Source organism: Desulfocicer vacuolatum DSM 3385 (assembly GCF_900176365.1).
Lineage (GTDB): Bacteria > Desulfobacterota > Desulfobacteria > Desulfobacterales > Desulfobacteraceae > Desulfocicer > Desulfocicer vacuolatum.
Window position 1 is genome coordinate 170,320 of the sequence record NZ_FWXY01000002.1, and the last position, 18,572, is coordinate 188,891.

An 18,572-nucleotide genomic window follows, 5' to 3' on the forward strand; every position below is an offset into this window, starting at 1 on the left:
ATGGCACTGTCACAGTGCAGAGCTCTTTTTATTGCACCTCTGACTATTTTTTTTACTTTGCTGTGGCAAAACAAAATATAGCCATGACAATTTTTAAAGGATGCTGTAATCTCCATGACCCATGCCGAAAAAAAAGTAATTATCATTGACAAAAAACATTTAACACCGCCCTTTAATATTGCTCTAAAGGAAAATGGTGAAGCTTTTAAATGTACGGAAATTTTGCGCATTGTTCCCGGTAAACGGGCGGTCTTGTTAGGAGAATGGCAAAAAAAATCGGTAATTGTGAAACTTTTTTACAGACGATTCAAAGCCACAGGGCATTTTCACAGGGAAGTTGAAGGAAATCACCATTTTAAAAAGGCAAATATTCCAACTGCAAAAATTCTCCATAAAGGAAGCGCCGGGGATTACCGGGCAAAAATGCTGATTTTCGACTATATTTACCCTTCGAAAAATCTGGATACCCTCCTTAGATCATGCAAAGACAGGGAAATACGCTGGAAACACCTTCAAAAGTTAATAATACTGGTTGCAAAAATGCATGGGGCCGGCCTTCAACACCATGATCTTCACCTGGAAAATTTTCTTGTCAAAGACAATGTGCTGTATGCCATAGACGGATCAGCACTGGAGGTAAAAGATAAAAACCATGCCCTTGACACACAAACAAGCTTAAAAAATCTGGCCACACTTTTTGCCCAGCGGGGCCTGGAAAAAAATTCCTTTTTCAAAGAACTTTTTTTTCTCTATTGCACCACCCGGGAATTTAAAGACAAAACTAAACATCTTGCTTTACTTCAACGGATGGTCAAAAATGAACGTAAATTTAGAATAAAACGCTATTTAAAAAAAATTTACAGGCAGTCCACTGAAACTGTCTGCATAAAAGGCTTTACCTCCTTTCTTCTTTGCAAGAGATCAAATTACACCCCGGCCATGGCCAAATTCTTAGAAGATCCAGATAGCGCCTTTAACAATCCTGAAACAGTAATGCTGAAAAACGGAAATTCTTCAACGGTGGTTCGATTCAAAATAAATGGTCAGGACCTTGTGATCAAACGCTACAATATTAAAAATCCTGTTCATGCTCTGAAACGCGCTTTTCAAAAAACCCGTGCCCATGGTTCCTGGTATGCTGCCCACCTGCTTTTGGAATATGGCATCAACACCCCTGCCCCCATTGCCATGAAAGAGGTACGCCTGGGTCCCTTTAAAAGCAGGGCCTATCTGATTTGTGATTACATTGAAGGACTAAGTGCCAGGGACTATTTTAAAGACTTTCTGCCCAAAAGTGATACTCACCTGCCCCAAAAAATTCTTGGTATATTTAAAAAACTTGAATCGCTACAGATAAGCCACGGGGACATGAAAGCCACCAATATCATTGTCCATTACGGAACACCTTTTTTGATTGACCTTGACAGTATGGTTCAACACAGAAGCAAAATCTGCTTTGCCAGGGCCCGCAATAAGGATGTAAAAAGATTTATGAAAAACTGGGCTGAAAAACCTGAAATTGCAACCATCTTTCACCCATTAAAATAAAAATCAGGAATTATACATGGAACCTGTCTTTAAAATTGATCTGGAAAAAATGCTAAGCAATTCACCTAAAATCATTTTGGAACTGGGAAGTGGAAAAAAAAAGAAGCCGGGAAGAATTTTAATAGATAAGGTGGATATGCCACATATTGATATTATCACCGACTTGGAAGAAGGCCTTTCCTTTTTACCTGATAACTCTATTGATGAAATCCATTCCAAAAGCCTTTTAGAGCATATTGATAATTTTGACTTACTGATGAGAGAGATATGGCGGGTGTTAAAACCCTCAGGGAAAAAATATCTGTATGTTCCTCATTTCTCAAATCCTTACTATTTTTCAGACTATACCCATAAACGCTTTTTTGGTCTTTACTCTTTTGAATATTTTTCAAAGCAACAACACTTCAAACGCAAAGTTCCTTCCTTTTACAACAATCAAAATGAATTTAAGACACAAGAAATCACATTGATATTCACCTCTCCATGGAAACCGCGTAAATTACTCAAACGAGTATTTCAAAAAATAGTTAATCTGCATCCATGGTTTATGGAATTCTATGAAGAAAATTTATGCTATATTATCCCTTGCTATGCTTTAAAAGCCACTTTAAAACCGATAAAATCCTAAGGTCAATTTTAAAAAATTCCATAATTACGACACCAAATCGAAAATTTCGGGCAAATGATAATGAATATTAAAAAAAGAATGAAACATTTTTTTAAAAAAAGGAAAAAAAACACCTGGAAAAATAAATATGATGTAGGACGAGGTACTTATGGAGAACCAACAATCAGGCGTTGGGGAGATGCCACCACACTCAAAGTGGGTTGTTTTTGCTCCATCGCAAACAATGTAACGATCTTTCTTGGTGGAAATCATAGAACAGATTGGATCACAACCTATCCATTTCCTGTTTTCAGAGAAAACGCAAAACAGATAAAAGGACACCCCGCATCCCACGGTAATGTTATCATTGGACATGATGTCTGGATCGGCTCCGGGGCCGTTATTCTAAGTGGTGTACACATAGCCAATGGAGCCGTTATCGGAGCATCAGCCGTTGTCACAAAAGACGTCGAACCCTATACAATTGTCGCTGGCAATCCGGCACAATTTGTTAAAACCCGTTTTAAAAAAAATGATATTAATATATTACAAGAACTAAACTGGTGGAATTGGAATGATACAAAAATAGATGCCGCAATGCCTTTTCTATTGAGTGGAGATGTCCCGGCTCTCCATGCGTTTTCCTCAAGGTTTGACTTATCCCACAAACAAGAAAAAACCCTCCGTTAACTATCTATATTTTGAAGCAGTTTTATCATTGATCTGGAAGTCGCCTCATAATTGTAGCGTTTTTTAACAATCTGCTGTCCATATTTCCCCATGGAAAGCCTGAGTTGCTCATCATTTATAAGACTGCTAAGGGCAGATAGCCACTCAGATTCATCATTAACAAGAAACCCTGATTTTCCCTGCACCACGATTTCCCTGTGAACACCCACATTAGATACAACCACAGGAAGAGAGCTTGACATATATTGCAACACCTTTAAACCGCATTTTCCTCGAGACCATGCATCATCGGACATCATGGATATTCCAATATGGCTTGAGCTCAACGCATCCACTTCTGTATCATTACTCCAATCAATTGGAAGGGTTGTTAAATTTTTTGTTTCAAGATCAAAATCTGCGATGATTTTCAACCTTATATGCGGCGATCTTTTGACCAATATTTCCAAAATAGGAACCAGTTCCTGTAAATATTTTTTTGTGGATGAGCTTCCTATCCACACAATATCAATATTTTTTTTCGATTTCTCTCCCACTTTTTTATAGCGATTAAGATCCACAGCTGTGGGTAATATATCAACGGATGCATTCCATTTTTTTGCATTTTCAGCAAGATATTCATTTCCGGCCCAAACATGATCAACCGCCTTCAACATGGACTTAAACCTGCCTTTTCTAAGTCTGGAGTTCTTGCCATTACTCTTTACAAAGACTGCATCGTCAAAATCAAAAATCAATTTTATTGATAAGAGCTGAAGAACAATTCGAAAGGGAAGGGAAAATGTCTTGCGTATCACAACCACTGCATCGGATTTCTTGACCTCCCGAAGAATGGTAAGCTTATGAAAACAACTGCCCTTAGTATCCATGTGTACAGGATAAAAGCCCGCTTGTTTTAGAAAAGGAAAATAATTTAAAGCTCTGTAACGTGTTGATGCGCTTGATTGTCTTTTGGCAAGAAATATAATATAGGGTCGCTTTTTCATATTTATGATTAAATATTAGTCTCGATTAAGGGTGTAAAGCATATATAATTGTTACTTCTTTTCCACTACTAAATCTTTTCAATTCTTTAAAACAATTAAAATCCAATTTTTCTTTACTCTTATCAAGTCTTATTTTCAAAATCAGAACAGCTGCCTTGTTTTTTACGGCAATTTTTTTTATTTCTTCAAAATTTTTATTTTTATATACTTCAATCGTCCAATCTGAACTCCAACTCTTTTCCAGGGTTGCATAAAAAGGCAACCTATCGGCATTTGTTATAATTTTTATTTTTTTTGACGAACTATTCATGGCAAACCATGCAACAGAACGTGGGATCGTATTATCGTTTTCTTCGATCAGGCAAAAGGTTTTTACAGCGGGTATAGATACAACAAAAAAAATAACTATTGGTATCAGAATCCTGTGAGATGAATTACGCCTTTGCATCCACAGCGCATTGATTCCAGCTCCAATCCATGGAAGAAGAAGAAATGCGGGTATCATTAAAAAACGGGTTGCAACAAAGTCTCGAGTCAAAAGAGAATAGTAGACCAGTCCAATAAAAATAAAAAATATCCAAAAAATGTATTTTCCTTGTGCAGTAAAAGGCTTTCTAAGTCCTCGATAAAGTGGAATGCATGATAGTGGGGAAATTATTTTTCCCACTATCTCAACCATTCCCATCAAATAAATGATGAGAATATAATGTCTTGACAATGATGCAAAATTATAATGCCAACCAGAGAATGGTGGGTAATTCTCAGCTTCAGAAAAAAAATTGTAAATCTGAAAATAATTGTGGAACCTGTGCCCACGTAAAAAGTAAAACAACTCATTAAAGACTTGATCAAACCGGTTTGCAGCAATAAAATTAACACCCATTATCTTGGTTAGCATAAAAGCTATCCCAAAGGGAAATCCCAACCAAAGCAGAAGCTTCAAAAAATATTTTTTTTTTTGATTTTCCACAGTCAGGCCACGATAAAACAAAAGGCCGGCATAAAAAAAAACAAAAATCAATCCTTCGATCCTGATAAGTATGGATGTCCAGACCAAAACAAAAATAATTCCAAACAAAAAAAAGTCTGATTTTCGGCTCCATAGCAATACAGCGTGGAGCAAACAGGCTGAAATCAGTAAAAACAAAGCATCCCGACTGACATAAAGTGCCCATTCATTCATCTTTGGTAAAAGAGCAAACATAAGCGAGGCCCAAAAAGCCGATTTGGGCCCAAACATGGCTTTTGTCAAATAATACAAAGGAATTATGGATAAAATCATGCTCCCTATGGATATAAAATATCCTGCGCTAATCCAATTCGGGATAATGGTATGGATTAATGCCATCAGCATGGGGTACGCCGGCATGGGGTAGATGGAGAAACCGGCACTCATATTACCTGCAGCATACTGTTTGGCTGCATTTATATAAAGAATACCATCCATATTTATAGCAGATTGGTGCAAAAAAAATAAAAGAATCGCTTTTACCCCCACAGAAACAAGCAATGGGATACCAAGATAAAATCGGTCAAAAGCTTTTTCACTTAAATTATCTGACAGGAAATATTTTTGAAAAAAACCTTTATTAATGGCACACCACCTTTTTAAAATCAGCAATCAAGAGAAATATCATTTAATATTTTATCTGCATCAAGTTGTCTAAGTTCTTTTTGACAACGTTTCAACCCTTTTTTTATGGTTTTACTGCTGGAACCTAATTCTGGATTAAAAATCATGGTGGCATGGTTAAGGTGAACAAGATATGTAGTTAAAAATTTAGCAGATAAAAAAATCATCCGATGGCCCTTTTCAATAAGAAGGGTGTGCATAAGGCTACCGGCGGTTTCATCTCCTCCGGTAAAGGTGAGATTATATTTTTTAATAAGATCCATACGGTAAAGAGCACAATGACTTCGGAGATAGAAATAGTCATTTCCATCACAATTTAAATTATCAGTATTTTTTTGGAAGAGGTTATAATAACCGCTTTTTTTTTGAACTTCAATCGTTTTAAGCTTTATTTCATTTTTAGCCAATCCGTAATAGAGCCCCCTTATGCCAAATTCAATTAATTTCCAAATTCGTTTTCCAACAGAAGGAGGTTCTTCCAATTTCCATGACCCCACACCGGCAATATCCGTAGAATTTTCTATTTCAGAAAGCAAAACCGTAAGCCAACGTGGATCTTTTATTAGAGTATCTGTATGAATTGACAAAACATAAGGGGTTTTTACTCGCTTGAGAGCAAGATCAAGTGCCCTTGAATGGGAAAGAGATGGACTCTCCCCGGGAATCGTAGTCCTTTCAATCAACTCAACCCAGGTAAGGGACTTTAAGTACAGCAAAGAGTCATCCTGAGAATCGTTATCAATAACAATCACATGTACCTTTTCAGGATCTGTATATTTGCGTATAAGGCGCAAACAAAGTTTAGTAAGGTCAGGTGTTTTATACTGTGGAATAAGCAAAGTTACTTTAGGAACAGACATCTTCTTTCCTGATATGTTATAAATCATAATAGTACGTAGTCGATATTAACTCAACTTTCGGGCTTCATTTCAAAGTCGGCATTTTTAAATGTACCCATGGGCTCAGTGTGCCCACGGGGTCAAGCTTTTGTTATTGATGTTATCGACCAAGGCCTTTGCCAACGAAAAAAGCCTCGATAATGTCAATAACGAAAGCCTGACCCCACCACGAAATGCGAACACCGAAAGTTGAGATATTAAAATGTCGTCACTCATCAGTTCTCCAACAGGGATAAAAATCTAAAGGAGCAATGACCCAAGCGAACAAAAGACCTCTTGTGGTGTGATATCATCCATGCACCTGGGGTTTTTACATTTTTTTCTATTACAAGGAGTGCATGGCAACTTTTTTTGTATCACAACGCCTCTAAACGGCCCTGTACGTCGTGGATCAGTGGGCCCAAAAAGTGCTATTAAATCAATTCCAAGAGCAGCTGCCAGGTGCATGGCACCCGTATCACAGGAAATTACGCATCGGGCATTTGCAATTACCTCAACTAACTGGGGAATGGATGTCTTACCGGTAAGATCAATGATATCTGCATTTGTTTTATCATGAATTTTCTTTCCCCCCTCAACATCTTCAGGACCGCCCGTAAGAACCGCCTGCAGATGAAATTTTTCATTAAGCTTATCTGCAAGGTCTGCAAAATTATTTAAACGCCACTGCTTTACAGGTCGAGAAGCACCGATATTGAGTACAATATATCTATCTGGAAGATTGAACGTCTTTTTGAATGTTCGGGGAATCATCCAAGACACTTCACTTAAAGGGATATTAATATGTTCTGCAAATTCAAGGTACTGGTTAAGCATATGGGCCTTGGGATTTGAGGGGGGAATCCTGTCAAAGGGAAACAGCCATGTCACTTCTTTGCATCTTTCCCGGTTAAATCCCACACGCCAAGAGGTTCTGGCCGCCATGGTAAACAAGGCTGATTTTAAAATTCTTTGGAGATCAAGGGTAATATCATATTGCTTTTCCCTTATTTTTCCCAGGGCTGACGGCAGGGAATCTATTATTTTTTTTTTATCAAATAAAATAGCGTTATCCACACAAGGGTGGTTTGCAACAAGGGGATAACTCAACGGCGCAACAAGCCAGTCAATTTCAGCGTTAAAATATTTTTTTATATTTACAACAAGGGGAAAAGTATTGATAACATCACCCAATGCCCCAAGTTTTATGATTAAAATTTTCATTATGCGTCCTTAAAAACCAATCCAAGCTCAATGTAGACATGTAAAATCCTGAGCCAAAGGGCCAGGGGATTCGCATTAGACTAAAAGTAAATATTCGGGTTGGTTCTGTAAATGTTTGGCCGGTGCCCATATTTGCTTAGTTGGGACTGCGTAGCATACCATTGCTATGTGAGCAGACCCAAATGAGTGAATATGGGGGTACTGCCCGAATATTTACAACTAAAACCATGTTTATTCAAAGATCCAGGGCACTTATCTCCTCCGGTAATTTATATTTTTGAACAGCCCGTCCCCACCTTTGATGATAACTTTTTTTAAGCCGGGATTTACTCTTTGACCAGTAACGGGCCTTGTCAAAATCAATAATATAAATTTTATTATCACCATTCAGTAGAATATTGCCAGGATGAAGATCAACATGTTGAATATTATGTTTTATTAAACGGTTTATGGCATTTGAAATTTCAGGTAAAAAGCCCAATGCTCTTTTTCTATCTTCAAGACAGACCCGAACAAAAGAGCGATGCTCTTTTACCTCTTTTAGAATCAACCATGTTTTATAAAAAGGAAAACCGACACTTGCATATGCCACGGGCAAAGGGACAGTTATACCTGCTTTTTCTGCCGCAATCAAAAAATCGAACTCTCTCTTGGATCGAATTTGCCCGGTATTTAAATAACGGTCTTTATTAATCCGGGCCATCCATCCCCCCCGTTGATAGCTTTTTATAACAATAGAGCCCGTTTCCGGGAGGATGAGAAATTGCGGAGGAATCCTTCCTTCAAGCATATGGGTTCCATGTCCTGGATTTGATCTAAAAATATCGATCAATTTATCAAGACTTGTATTGCTAAGCAAGCGGTCCGAGGCAAAGGAGTAATTTTTATGAACAATATGATGAATGTCCGGCATGATTATCAACCTAAATACTTGACTCTTTTATTCCAGGGGTATACGCATTTTCCCTGCCCATCACACACCCCATTGATTTCATTCAATTTGTGTCCCATCGGTTCAATTCAAACTATTTTAATAAATAACTCAACTTTCGGGCTTCATTTCAAAGCCGGCATTTTTAAATGTACCGATGGGGTCAGTGTGCCGACGGGGTCAGGCTTTTGTTATTGATGTTATCGACCAAGGCCTTTGCCAACGAAAAAAGCCTCGATAATGTCAATAACGAAAGCCTGACCCCACCACGAAATGCGAACACCGAAAGTTGAGTAAATAAAAGAGTTGAATCTCCAATCGAAAAAATGGAAATGCGTTCGTTATTCCGTGCGAGTCAGATAAAACAAGGCAACACACAAAAACAAAAAATTGGCACTCCAGGCACTGATAAAGGGAGGCAGCATGCGGCCATACCCAAGGGATGTGGTAAAGCTGTATAAAATCCAGTACAAAAATGCCATGCCAAGCCCCATGACAATACCCAAAGGCAGATTTTCCTTTATTTTTGGGCGCATACCCACCGCAGCTCCCATGATGGCCATGATAAGGCAGATAAAAGGAAAAGCGGTTTTCCCCAGAAGATCCACCCGGTAGGTGGTGGCGTCATAGCCCTCCTGCTCGACCTTTTTAATGTGGGCCGCAAGTTCAACAAACCGCATTTCATCGGTTTTTTTCACCATCTGCCCCAAATCTTCGGGAAGCAGCGCCATATCCACGACCTTTTCATCATGCAAGGTCACCTTTCCCGTATCATCACCCGGAGAAAAATCTTGAACCATCATATTAAAAAAATGCCACTGCCCCTCCTTATACACACCTGAACGGGCATCCATGCGCTGGACAACCCGGAAGTGATCATCCATGCGGGTGAGGGAAACCCCGGAAAGGGTTTGATCCACAGGGTTAAAAAATTTAAAATGGGCAATGGTGTCATCGCTTTTAATCCAGATGTTTTCCCGGGTGGCATGGACCTGGTGCTTTTTTTTAATCACCGAATATTTAATGTAATTGGCCTTTGCCATGGTCACCGGCACCACGGTTTCCCCCAGAAAAAACATGGAAACAGAGAGCAGTATACCGGCCACCACTGCAGGTGTTACAAGGGTATAAGCACTGATGCCTCCGGCCTTTAACGCCAGAAGTTCATTGTTACGATTCATGAGCCCAAATACCACAATGACAGCCAGAACCACCCCGGCCGGGGTGAACTGAACAAACATAAAAGGCGTTTTTAAAAGCACATACCCCAGCGCATCCACAAGGGAAATGCCTGCTTTAAAAAATTTATTCAAATTGGTCAGGTAATCCACGGCCACAAAAATGGCAAGTACAATGAATTGGACAATACCAAAAAACCGCAGGAACTGTACCATCCAGTATCGGTTTATGATGGACATACAGGTTACCTTTCCCGTTTCCGCAGGATAAACAGATGGGGCATGTGAAAAAAACGTTCCCCTGCCACTTGTTTGATGAGATAAATTGCCGTGCCTCCCATGACGCAGTTGGGCAGCCACATGGCCACACCGGGGGGGTATCCGCCACTGCCACCGGCGGACCACCCCAGGGCCAGGAGCATGTAATACCCCATGAAAAAAAACAGGGCCAGGCCAAACCCCGGTGCGTGGCGGGCGGAAAGGGATTGAAGCCCCAATGGCAGGGCCAGAAGCCCCAGAGCCAGGCATGCAAAGGGAATGGCCAGTTTCTCATGGAGTTCCATGCGGGCCTCATGGCGTTTTTCAGCCCCTTGCTTTCCATCCCGGGCAACGGTAAGAAGCTCCCTTATGCCCATTTCATCAAGATCTTTTTTATCGATACGCTGTTTATGGTCAGGCAGTCCCACATCAAAATTAATATCATACCTGTCAAACTGAATCTGATGGGCCGCACTGCGATCCAGGGACACCTGATTAATTATGCCGTTTTCAAGGGTCAATGTATAGATCCCTTCATTGGGCCGGGATACCAGTGCCCCCTGTGCAGCCACGGTGATATTAACGCTGTCAGGATCCCGGCCATCCTCAATGAAAACATCCTTTAACCGGGCGGTTTTAATATCAATGGCACTGACGTAAATCATTACATTGTCAAAGGGTGTATTAAATTGACGTTCCTTTAAGGCCACGTTAATATTTGCCCGGGCCATCTCTTGGCCCAGAACAGTGAACGCATGCTTACCCCAGGGCACGGCCCACACCGTCACCCACAGGGTGATAAGGGTCATCAAGGTACAAAAAAAAGCCACCGGCGGCAGCAGACGGTAAATGGACATGCCACCGCCCTTAAGGGCAATGATCTCATTGGCTCCAGACATGCGCATGAAGGTAAGCAAAACAGCAATCATCACGGACATGGGCAGGGTAAACTCCATAAACCGCGGCAGGGAATAGAGCACCAGAGAAAAAACCGCGGAAATTCCCATATTATAGTTCACCACCATGTTGGTGATATCCGGAATCCGTGTCATCACAAACACAAAGGTGAGAAACAAAAGACTCACCCCAAAGGGCGAGACAAGTTCCCGGAAAATATAGCGATAAAGCACAGGAATCAAGCCAGTTCCCTTTCTTTCATAAAAGCGTGAATGCGTTGCCATCCAGCATCGGGGATGTGTGCCCCCACCACCTGGCACACCTCATATCCCAGAAGGGATGCCAAAGTCCCGCTGTTTTCCAGGGAAAATCCATGGGCAAGGCCAAACAAAAAGCCTGCAGCCCAGAGATCCCCGGCTCCGGTGGTGTCCATTGCCGGATTACCGGTTTTTGGAGAAACTTCAATGATGTTACCATCATGGGCCAGGCAACTTCCCCGGGCACCTTTTTTCAGCACCGCCAGGGGGGCCTGGGCTGCCAGGGCATCCAAAGCCATTTCTTCATTGGCATGCCCAGTGTAAGCCCGGGCCTCATCCTCATTGGCAATGAGAATATCCACATATCTCCCCACAATTTTTTCCAAAAGGGGCCGGGTGTTTTCCACCACCTCAAAACTGGCCAGATCCAGGGCAATGAGGGCTCCGGCCCTGGTGGCACTTTCCAGGCAGGCCATCATGAGATCAGGATTAAATAAAAGATATCCTTCAATGACAGCAATGGCCGTATCCCCAAACAGCACCGGGGTGACCTCCTTGGGATTGAGCTCGGTGGAGGCTCCAAGGCAGGTGAACATGGAGCGCTGGGCATCCGGGGTGATCACTGACAACACCCGGCCCGTGGGGGTGGAAGATGTATAAAAAACAGGTTCCACACGGCATTTTTCCAAAGCCTTCTGGTAAATCTGCCCAGGTTCATCCTCCCCCCGCTGACCAATGAATCTGGCACCTCCCCCCAGCTGCCCCACCCCCACAATGGTGTTACAGGCAGCCCCCCCCGGCACCACCATGGGCCTTTGCCGGGTTTTTTCAAGAATCAGATCAATGTCCCGGCTTTCCACCAGGGTCATCCCCCCCTTTTCCTTGCCAAGGTCTGTTAAAAAAGCATCGCTCTCATGGATCAAGAGATCCACCAGGGCGGAACCAATGCCGGTGATACGATTTCCCTTAAGGGGTTTGTGTGGATTTATTTCGATCATTTTAGATATACCTTTATCTTTAAGTTTTTTTTATATGAAACTCCGTCCAAGCAGCGTAATAATTAGAGTTTCAAATTTCGTTGTGGGCAGGTCAAATCTCAATATGATCTGCCCATGGCAGTTATAAGAAAGTAATTTTAAATATTATAATTTCAGACACATACAGAACAATAGAACCATTCGGATATTTTTATAATAGACTTTCATTATTTGTTGTGATGCAGCGCATCATGGCCGTTATATGAAATACTCCGTGAATCAGGGGTGTATTTCTGTCTACAGTTCCGGTCCGGGCCCATTGCCCGTCGGGGGGCGGCGGTACAATACCATTTTTAATATTTGTTGTATCCGATCCAATGTACATTATCATGATGAGTCAGCCCGGACAACCCAAATCAGAATGGCTGGATATGACGCCAAATTGTTGACAAATGATGTACCATGGCATACCTTGTGCAGTTGATATATATTTACACTCATACGTTACTTTGCATTGAATGTATAATCAATTCTGATAATTATACTGACAATGCCATAAAGGAGATACCATGACGGAAAAAAAATCCTCTCTGTTCACATCAGAATCTGTCACTGAAGGACACCCCGATAAGGTGGCAGATGCCATTTCCGACAGTATTCTTGATGCCATCATGGCAGAGGACACAAACTGCCGGGTGGCCTGTGAGACCCTTGTCACCACAGGTCTTGCCATGATTGCCGGAGAGATCAGCACCGACTGTTACGTGGACATGCCCGAAATTGTCAGACAGACCATCAGAGATATCGGGTACCACTCGTCGGACATGGGGTTTGACTGGCGCACCTGCTCGGTGATCACCAGTATTGACCATCAATCTCCGGACATTGCCCAGGGCGTGGATGAAGGTGAAGGACTTTTCAAGGAACAGGGCGCAGGGGACCAGGGACTCATGTTCGGTTTTGCCACCAATGAAACCCCGGAGCTGATGCCCATGCCCATCAGTTACGCCCATAAACTGACCCAGCGTCTGGCCCAGGTGAGAAAAAACGGGGCCCTGGATTTTTTACGGCCCGATGGTAAATCCCAGGTCACCATTGAGTATGTGGACGGTAAACCCACACGGGTGGACACCATTGTGGTCTCTTCCCAGCACAAACCCGACGTCACCCATGAAGATCTGAAGGATGCCATTATTAAAGAGGTGATCCGCAAGGTGATCCCGGCGGAAATGATAGACGGTGACACCCGTTTTTTCATCAACCCCACAGGAAAATTTGTCATTGGCGGCCCCATGGGAGACTGCGGTCTCACCGGCAGAAAAATCATCGTGGACACCTATGGGGGACAAGGAAGCCATGGCGGCGGCTGCTTTTCCGGAAAAGATCCCTCCAAGGTGGATAGAAGTGCCTCTTACATGGGTCGATACATTGCCAAAAACATAGTGGCTTCAGGGGTGGCAGACAAATGCGAAGTCCAGGTGGCCTACGCCATTGGTGTGGCAGAGCCTGTCTCTTTGCTGGTGGACTTCAAGGGTACCGGTAAGATTTCCGAAGAAAAGGCGGTGGAAATTGTAAAAGAGGTGTTTGATCTCAGACCCGCTGGTATCATCCAGACCCTGGATCTGCTGCGACCCATTTACCGCAAAACCTCAGCCTATGGTCATTTTGGACGTCATGATCCCGATTTCACCTGGGAACACACGGATAAAGCTGCTGAAATCAAGGTAAAAGCCGGATTCTGATAGTAAATATTCGGCTTGCTTGTGTAAATGTTTGGACTGTTCCCCATATTCGCCTGCTCGGGGCTGCGTAGTATACTGATTGTTAGGTGAACAGAGCAAAACAGGTGAAGATGGGGTGCTGACCGAATATTTACTCCTGATATCCTGGGGATCAAAACAAATAAGAACAAAAACGGCCATGACAGGGAAACCTGCCATGGCCTTTAATTATAAGGAATAAAATCATGTTACAGACAGCAGAAAAAATCATCACGGCCCTGGATCCGGGCCTGGCATATAAAGTCAAGGATATTTCCCTTGCGGCCCATGGGCACAAAGACATGCAGTTGTCAGAAAAAGAGATGCCCGGCCTCATGGCCCTGCGGAAAAAATACGGTTCAGAAAAACCCCTGAAGGGATTTAAAATCATGGGCAGCCTGCACATGACCATCCAGACGGCCATGCTCATTGACACCCTTTATGAGCTGGGGGCCGATCTTCGCTGGGCCACCTGCAATATTTTTTCCACCCAGGACCATGCCGCCGCCGCCATTGCCGACAAAGGCTCTGCCGCTGTGTTTGCCTGGAAGGGGGAAACCCTGGAAGAGTTCTGGTGGTGCACAGAACAGGCCCTGACCTGGCCCGACGGTTCCGGACCTGACCTCATTGTGGATGACGGCGGGGATGCCACATTGTTTGTTCACCAGGGTGTGCTGGTGGAAAACAATCCTGCTTTGCTGGAAAATATCTCAGGCAGTGCCGATGAAATCTGCCTCATGGAGCGTTTAAAACTAAGTGTTGCCAACACTCCGGGTAAATGGACAAAAATTGCAAAAAACATCCGGGGGGTCTCCGAAGAGACCACCACCGGTGTGCATCGCCTGTACCATCTTGCGGCCAACAATGAGCTGCTGTTTCCAGCCATCAATGTCAACGACTCCGTGACCAAATCCAAGTTCGACAACCTTTATGGCTGTAGAGAATCCCTGGCCGACGGCATTAAGCGGGCCACGGACATCATGCTGGCCGGAAAAGTGGTTGTGGTGGCAGGATACGGGGATGTGGGAAAAGGCTGTGCCGATTCCATGAAAGGCTATGGTGCCCGGGTGATCATCACGGAAATTGATCCCATTTGCGCCCTCCAGGCAGCCATGGAAGGGTTCCAGGTGATGACCATGGAAGAGGCCGCTCCCCAGGGAGACCTTTTTGTCACAGCCACAGGAAACTACCATGTGATCCGGGGGGAACACATTGATCAAATGAAGGACGAGGCCATCATCTGCAACATCGGCCACTTTGACAACGAAATTGAAATGGCCCACCTGGAGGGCAATAAAGCCAATATCAAGGTTACCATCAAACCCCAGGTGGATAAATGGACCCTGGCATCGGGAAAATCAGTGATCGTACTGGCCGAAGGCCGTCTGGTGAACCTGGGCTGTGCCACAGGTCACCCAAGTTTTGTCATGAGCAACAGTTTCACCAACCAGACCCTGGCCCAGATCAAGCTTGCCAAGGAAGACCTTGAGAAAAAAGTGTATACCCTTCCCAAGGAGCTGGATGAAGAGGTGGCACGGCTGCACCTTGAAACACTGGGGGTAAAACTGACCCGGCTGAGCCGGCAGCAGGCCGATTACATAGGGGTTCCTGTGGAAGGGCCTTACAAACCCGATCATTACAGGTATTAAAAATATCCTTTTAAATAACTGCCACGGGCAGACCGTATTCTGATCCGGTTCTGCCCACAATAAAGTTTGCCCCCTGATCTGCGACGTATTCCATGTGATGGGCATCTCCTGGCGGACACAACAAATATAGGGTCGTAGACGCGGAGCCAAATGGTATTATACCGCCGCCCCCCGACGGGCAATGGGCCCGGACCGGAACTGTAGACAGCTCAATTGTCCGGTTCCTATTGCCCGTCGGGGGGCGGCTCTGCCTTAGCTTGCCTTGGAGGCTGCATTGTATAATGGGGCAGACCTTATTTGACACCCGGTCTCTTAATAGAATTTCACACATGTTTATGGGGGAATTTACCCAATTTATGCATGTGTTCATGCTGATGGATATGCACCTCATCATCCGTCAGGATTCGACCCTTTTCCATGGAAAAGATCCGATTAGTCACGGCGGAGATGAAATCAAACTCATGGGAAATAACAATGTAGGGAATTGATAAGGAAACCAGGGTGTCGGCAAGGGTGTTTTTCACACCGGCATCAAGGCCGGCGGTGGGTTCATCCAGAAGCAGCAGCTCCGGCTCCATGGCCATCACCGCTGCCAGGGCCACCAGACGTTTTTGCCCCCCGGACAATTTATGGGTGATACAGTCTTCCAGATTTGCAATGCCAAGCCTGTCCAGAATGGCCCTTGACTGCTCCAGGGCCTCTGCCGGAGAAAAGCCCAGATTTAAGGGACCAAAACAGACATCATCAATCACCGTGGGGCTGAAAAGCTGATCGTCGGCATCCTGGAAAAGAAGTCCCACCCGGGATCGAATCTGTTCAAAATCCTTTTCCGTTTTCATGGGTTGCCCCAGCACTTCAATGGTACCGGCATCGGGGATACAAAGCCCCATGATGGTGTGAAACAAAGTGGTTTTACCACTGCCGTTGGGGGCCATGATACCAATGCGATCTTTGGTTTCAATGGTCAGATTTACGCCATCAAGGGTGGGCGCCCCGGCACCGGGCCAGGTAAAGGATATATCTTTCAGTTGAATTACGGGAACGTCATGGGCCACAGTCTATTCGCTTTCATTCAATGATCATATTTTGCATACCGACAGAAACGATCAAAGGCCAGGTTTCAGGCATGTACCTGGATTGAACGCACCAGAACATTACCTGCCTCTGCCCCCTGTTTTTTCCCACCAGCCCCCAAAATAAGCCCACCGAATTTTACATCAACAGGGTTTCGGTTACAACCAGCCCCAGGGCGGTCATGGATACCAGGGTAAGGAACAGATGATTTACCACGCCCGGAGAGAAGGTGTCAAGGGTGTGAAACTTCCCGTTAAATCCCCGGCATCGCATGGCATCATACACCCTGGCGGCCCGGCGGGAGGCCCTGACAAAGAGCATGCCTGCAAGGTAGGCATAGGTGCGGTAGGAATGGATATTGGTGCCGGGCACAAATCCCCGGAACTTTGCGGCCCGGAGCAACCGATGGTACTCGGACTGGATCACACTGATATAGCGATAGGTCATGAGCAAAAGAAATATCATTTTATCGGGCACATGGAGACAATGCAGGGCCTGTCCCAGGGTGGCCACGGTCATGGTGGCCACAAGGGCCATGAAGTATAAAAGGATGGTCACAGACTTCAGGGAGATATTCACGCAAAGCATCACACCCGGCCGGGTGAGGGCCACCGGCCCCATTAAAACCAAGGGTTCTCCCTCATGGGTAAAGGGCATCACCACCCAGATCATCACCAAAAACCAGAACAACGGCTTTAACCGTTTAAAAACAGCCACCGGGGGAAGCTTTGCCATGCCCACAAGCACCAGGGACATCAATACATGCCCCACCAGAATGTTCACATCATGGCACAGGGCAGCACAGAAAGAGACAATCACCGCAGTTATAACCCTTACACAGGGGTCCATGCGGTGCATCCATGATTCTTGACGGGCAAGGGATTCATCCATTGTGTTTTTTCCTTTTTTTATGAATCAAAGATGCCAGGCCGCAGATGAGAAAAATAACAGCAATGCCCGTGGCCACGGCTGCCATGGAAGGTTTGGCTTCCAGGGTTTCTTTTTTTGTCATGGCCTCATCCAGCTGCTGTCTGGCCTCGTCTCCCTCTGCCATGAGCTCTGACAGGGTAACGGTCCACCGGGCCTGGTGTCCCATGGTGGCATCAAGCTTGATCAAAAGATCCGAATTCACTGCCACAGGAACGGGGAAATTAAATTTTCCCCGGTCATCGGTTTTGCCCTGGAGCACCACCTGATTGTCCCGGTCCACAACTTCAATGGCCCCCCCATGCACCGGCTGGTCCCCAAAGCTGCTTTCGGTGTAAACCGTACCCTTTTCCACCCAGGCAAACACATACACCTTGTGGGCCCATGCCGGGGAACTGCCCAAGAGAATCAAAATAAGCGCAAGCAGGGTCCCCCCCGGCAAGAGGTCTTTCTTCTGCCCTTTTTTTTGTGTCATTAAATATTTTCTCATTTTTCAGGTCCCCTCCGGGGAAAAATTTCAGGATACACTTTTAACAGAAAGGTGACGCAAAATCCTGTGACAATGCCTTCAATGATCATCACCGGCAGATTGGCCGTCATCACCAGCATGGACACTTCCAGAAAATTTTTCTCCGTGAAATAAAGGGCTGAGCCCAGGCCCAGGGCTGCCAGCCCCACACTGCCGGCACCGGCCAGAAAAGCTGCCACAAATGTATATCGCGGCCCTCTGCCCGGAAGTGGCCCCACCAGGTAGTAGCAGATCACCGCCGGCAGGGCCATGATCACGGTGTTTACCCCCAGGGCCGTTATCCCACCGTACTGAAACAAAATCGCCTGGAGCAGCAGGGCCGTCAAAATGGCGGGAAAGGCGGCCCATCCCAGCAATAATCCCACAATACCGTTGAGTATGAGATGCACACTGGAGGGACCAAGGTTGACATGGATCAGGGAGGCCACAAAAAAAGCAGATGAAAGTATGGCCACATGGACCATGCGCTCATAATCAATTTTTTTCAACCCCACAGCCGTTCCTGCAAAGGCCAGGGCCGCCCCTGCCATCATCACCGGTCCTGACACCACACCTTCGGAAATATGCAT

17 protein-coding genes are annotated in these 18,572 nt (G+C 44.7%); 5 read left to right on the forward strand and 12 right to left on the reverse strand.

The window, feature by feature from the left end:
• Positions 1 to 114: 114 nt before the first annotated feature.
• Genes B9A32_RS02710 through B9A32_RS02720 form a run of 3 tightly spaced genes read left to right on the forward strand, consistent with a single transcriptional unit; the run spans position 115 to position 2,845 of the window.
• A complete protein-coding gene (locus B9A32_RS02710; RefSeq protein WP_084066835.1) occupies positions 115 to 1,548 on the forward strand; it encodes a lipopolysaccharide kinase InaA family protein in 1,434 nt (477 codons plus the stop codon).
• Between the two features lie 16 nt (positions 1,549 to 1,564).
• Positions 1,565 to 2,176: a class I SAM-dependent methyltransferase gene (locus tag B9A32_RS02715; protein ID WP_212637630.1), complete on the forward strand. Its 612-nt coding sequence runs from the start codon at positions 1,565 to 1,567 to the stop codon at positions 2,174 to 2,176.
• 60 nt (positions 2,177 to 2,236) lie between these two features.
• Positions 2,237 to 2,845, forward strand: a complete 609-nt coding sequence (locus B9A32_RS02720; RefSeq protein ID WP_212637632.1) for a CatB-related O-acetyltransferase — start codon at positions 2,237 to 2,239, stop codon at positions 2,843 to 2,845.
• On the opposite strand, the gene B9A32_RS02725 is transcribed toward B9A32_RS02720, so the two are convergent.
• The 8 genes from B9A32_RS02725 to B9A32_RS02760 all read right to left on the reverse strand — a co-directional run bounded on the left by B9A32_RS02725 (position 2,842) and on the right by B9A32_RS02760 (position 12,085).
• A complete protein-coding gene (locus B9A32_RS02725; RefSeq protein WP_084066836.1) occupies positions 2,842 to 3,831 on the reverse strand; it encodes a glycosyltransferase family 4 protein in 990 nt (329 codons plus the stop codon). The two genes, B9A32_RS02720 and B9A32_RS02725, sit on opposite strands and share 4 nt — an antisense overlap.
• A gap of 25 nt (positions 3,832 to 3,856) precedes the next feature.
• On the reverse strand, positions 3,857 to 5,452 hold the full coding sequence (locus tag B9A32_RS02730) for a glycosyltransferase family protein (RefSeq protein ID WP_084066837.1): 1,596 nt from the start codon (positions 5,450 to 5,452) through the stop codon (positions 3,857 to 3,859).
• A complete protein-coding gene (locus tag B9A32_RS02735) occupies positions 5,446 to 6,324 on the reverse strand; it encodes a glycosyltransferase family 2 protein (RefSeq protein WP_084066838.1) in 879 nt (292 codons plus the stop codon). Before B9A32_RS02735 ends, B9A32_RS02730 begins: the two co-directional genes overlap by 7 nt.
• A gap of 279 nt (positions 6,325 to 6,603) precedes the next feature.
• Positions 6,604 to 7,566: a glycosyltransferase family 9 protein gene (locus tag B9A32_RS02740; RefSeq protein WP_084066839.1), complete on the reverse strand. Its 963-nt coding sequence runs from the start codon at positions 7,564 to 7,566 to the stop codon at positions 6,604 to 6,606.
• Positions 7,567 to 7,801: 235 nt separating this feature from the next.
• A complete protein-coding gene (locus B9A32_RS02745; RefSeq protein WP_084066840.1) occupies positions 7,802 to 8,479 on the reverse strand; it encodes a lipopolysaccharide kinase InaA family protein in 678 nt (225 codons plus the stop codon).
• Between the two features lie 359 nt (positions 8,480 to 8,838).
• A complete protein-coding gene (gene lptG, locus B9A32_RS02750; RefSeq protein WP_084066841.1) occupies positions 8,839 to 9,915 on the reverse strand; it encodes an LPS export ABC transporter permease LptG in 1,077 nt (358 codons plus the stop codon).
• A gap of 5 nt (positions 9,916 to 9,920) precedes the next feature.
• Positions 9,921 to 11,063: an LPS export ABC transporter permease LptF gene (lptF, locus tag B9A32_RS02755; protein ID WP_232367023.1), complete on the reverse strand. Its 1,143-nt coding sequence runs from the start codon at positions 11,061 to 11,063 to the stop codon at positions 9,921 to 9,923.
• A gap of 5 nt (positions 11,064 to 11,068) precedes the next feature.
• Complete coding sequence (locus B9A32_RS02760; RefSeq protein ID WP_084066843.1) at positions 11,069 to 12,085, reverse strand: adenosine kinase; 1,017 nt, start codon at positions 12,083 to 12,085, stop codon at positions 11,069 to 11,071.
• Positions 12,086 to 12,633: 548 nt separating this feature from the next.
• On the opposite strand from B9A32_RS02760, the gene metK reads away from it, so the two are divergent.
• Together metK and ahcY are read left to right on the forward strand one after the other, a co-directional pair.
• The gene (metK, locus tag B9A32_RS02765) at positions 12,634 to 13,806 is read left to right on the forward strand and encodes a methionine adenosyltransferase (protein WP_084066844.1); all 1,173 of its coding nucleotides are present in this window, start codon (positions 12,634 to 12,636) and stop codon (positions 13,804 to 13,806) included.
• 224 nt (positions 13,807 to 14,030) lie between these two features.
• A complete protein-coding gene (ahcY, locus tag B9A32_RS02770; protein ID WP_084066845.1) occupies positions 14,031 to 15,473 on the forward strand; it encodes an adenosylhomocysteinase in 1,443 nt (480 codons plus the stop codon).
• A gap of 323 nt (positions 15,474 to 15,796) precedes the next feature.
• Here the strand turns inward: ahcY and B9A32_RS02775 are convergent, their stop codons facing one another.
• The 4 genes from B9A32_RS02775 to cbiM form a co-directional block, all read right to left on the reverse strand.
• Positions 15,797 to 16,528 carry an energy-coupling factor ABC transporter ATP-binding protein gene (locus B9A32_RS02775; RefSeq protein ID WP_084066846.1) on the reverse strand — a complete coding sequence of 244 codons (732 nt, stop codon included), beginning with the start codon at positions 16,526 to 16,528 and terminating at the stop codon, positions 15,797 to 15,799.
• 157 nt (positions 16,529 to 16,685) lie between these two features.
• Entirely contained in the window at positions 16,686 to 17,438 is a 753-nt protein-coding gene (gene cbiQ, locus B9A32_RS02780) for a cobalt ECF transporter T component CbiQ (RefSeq protein ID WP_084066847.1), read from the reverse strand.
• Positions 17,431 to 17,949 (reverse strand): hypothetical protein, encoded by a 519-nt coding sequence (locus B9A32_RS02785; RefSeq protein WP_139795681.1) that lies wholly within the window; start codon positions 17,947 to 17,949, stop codon positions 17,431 to 17,433. The genes cbiQ and B9A32_RS02785 overlap by 8 nt, the downstream gene beginning before the upstream one ends.
• 11 nt (positions 17,950 to 17,960) lie before the next feature.
• The gene (cbiM, locus tag B9A32_RS02790) at positions 17,961 to 18,572 is read right to left on the reverse strand and encodes a cobalt transporter CbiM (RefSeq protein WP_084066849.1); all 612 of its coding nucleotides are present in this window, start codon (positions 18,570 to 18,572) and stop codon (positions 17,961 to 17,963) included.

Excerpts from the sequence above, each read along its gene's own strand:
- B9A32_RS02710 (WP_084066835.1), top strand. The coding sequence starts at position 115 with ATGACCCATGCCGAAAAAAAAGTAATTATCATTGACAAAAAACATTTA.
- B9A32_RS02740 (WP_084066839.1), bottom strand. The coding sequence starts at position 7,566 with ATGAAAATTTTAATCATAAAACTTGGGGCATTGGGTGATGTTATCAAT.
- cbiQ (WP_084066847.1), bottom strand. The coding sequence starts at position 17,438 with ATGGATGAATCCCTTGCCCGTCAAGAATCATGGATGCACCGCATGGAC.
- B9A32_RS02735 (WP_084066838.1), bottom strand. The coding sequence starts at position 6,324 with ATGTCTGTTCCTAAAGTAACTTTGCTTATTCCACAGTATAAAACACCT.
- ahcY (WP_084066845.1), top strand. The coding sequence starts at position 14,031 with ATGTTACAGACAGCAGAAAAAATCATCACGGCCCTGGATCCGGGCCTG.
- B9A32_RS02745 (WP_084066840.1), bottom strand. The coding sequence starts at position 8,479 with ATGCCGGACATTCATCATATTGTTCATAAAAATTACTCCTTTGCCTCG.
- lptG (WP_084066841.1), bottom strand. The coding sequence starts at position 9,915 with ATGTCCATCATAAACCGATACTGGATGGTACAGTTCCTGCGGTTTTTT.
- B9A32_RS02725 (WP_084066836.1), bottom strand. The coding sequence starts at position 3,831 with ATGAAAAAGCGACCCTATATTATATTTCTTGCCAAAAGACAATCAAGC.
- B9A32_RS02715 (WP_212637630.1), top strand. The coding sequence starts at position 1,565 with ATGGAACCTGTCTTTAAAATTGATCTGGAAAAAATGCTAAGCAATTCA.
- B9A32_RS02720 (WP_212637632.1), top strand. The coding sequence starts at position 2,237 with ATGAATATTAAAAAAAGAATGAAACATTTTTTTAAAAAAAGGAAAAAA.
- metK (WP_084066844.1), top strand. The coding sequence starts at position 12,634 with ATGACGGAAAAAAAATCCTCTCTGTTCACATCAGAATCTGTCACTGAA.
- cbiM (WP_084066849.1), bottom strand. The coding sequence starts at position 18,572 with ATGCATATTTCCGAAGGTGTGGTGTCAGGACCGGTGATGATGGCAGGG.
- B9A32_RS02785 (WP_139795681.1), bottom strand. The coding sequence starts at position 17,949 with ATGACACAAAAAAAAGGGCAGAAGAAAGACCTCTTGCCGGGGGGGACC.
- B9A32_RS02760 (WP_084066843.1), bottom strand. The coding sequence starts at position 12,085 with ATGATCGAAATAAATCCACACAAACCCCTTAAGGGAAATCGTATCACC.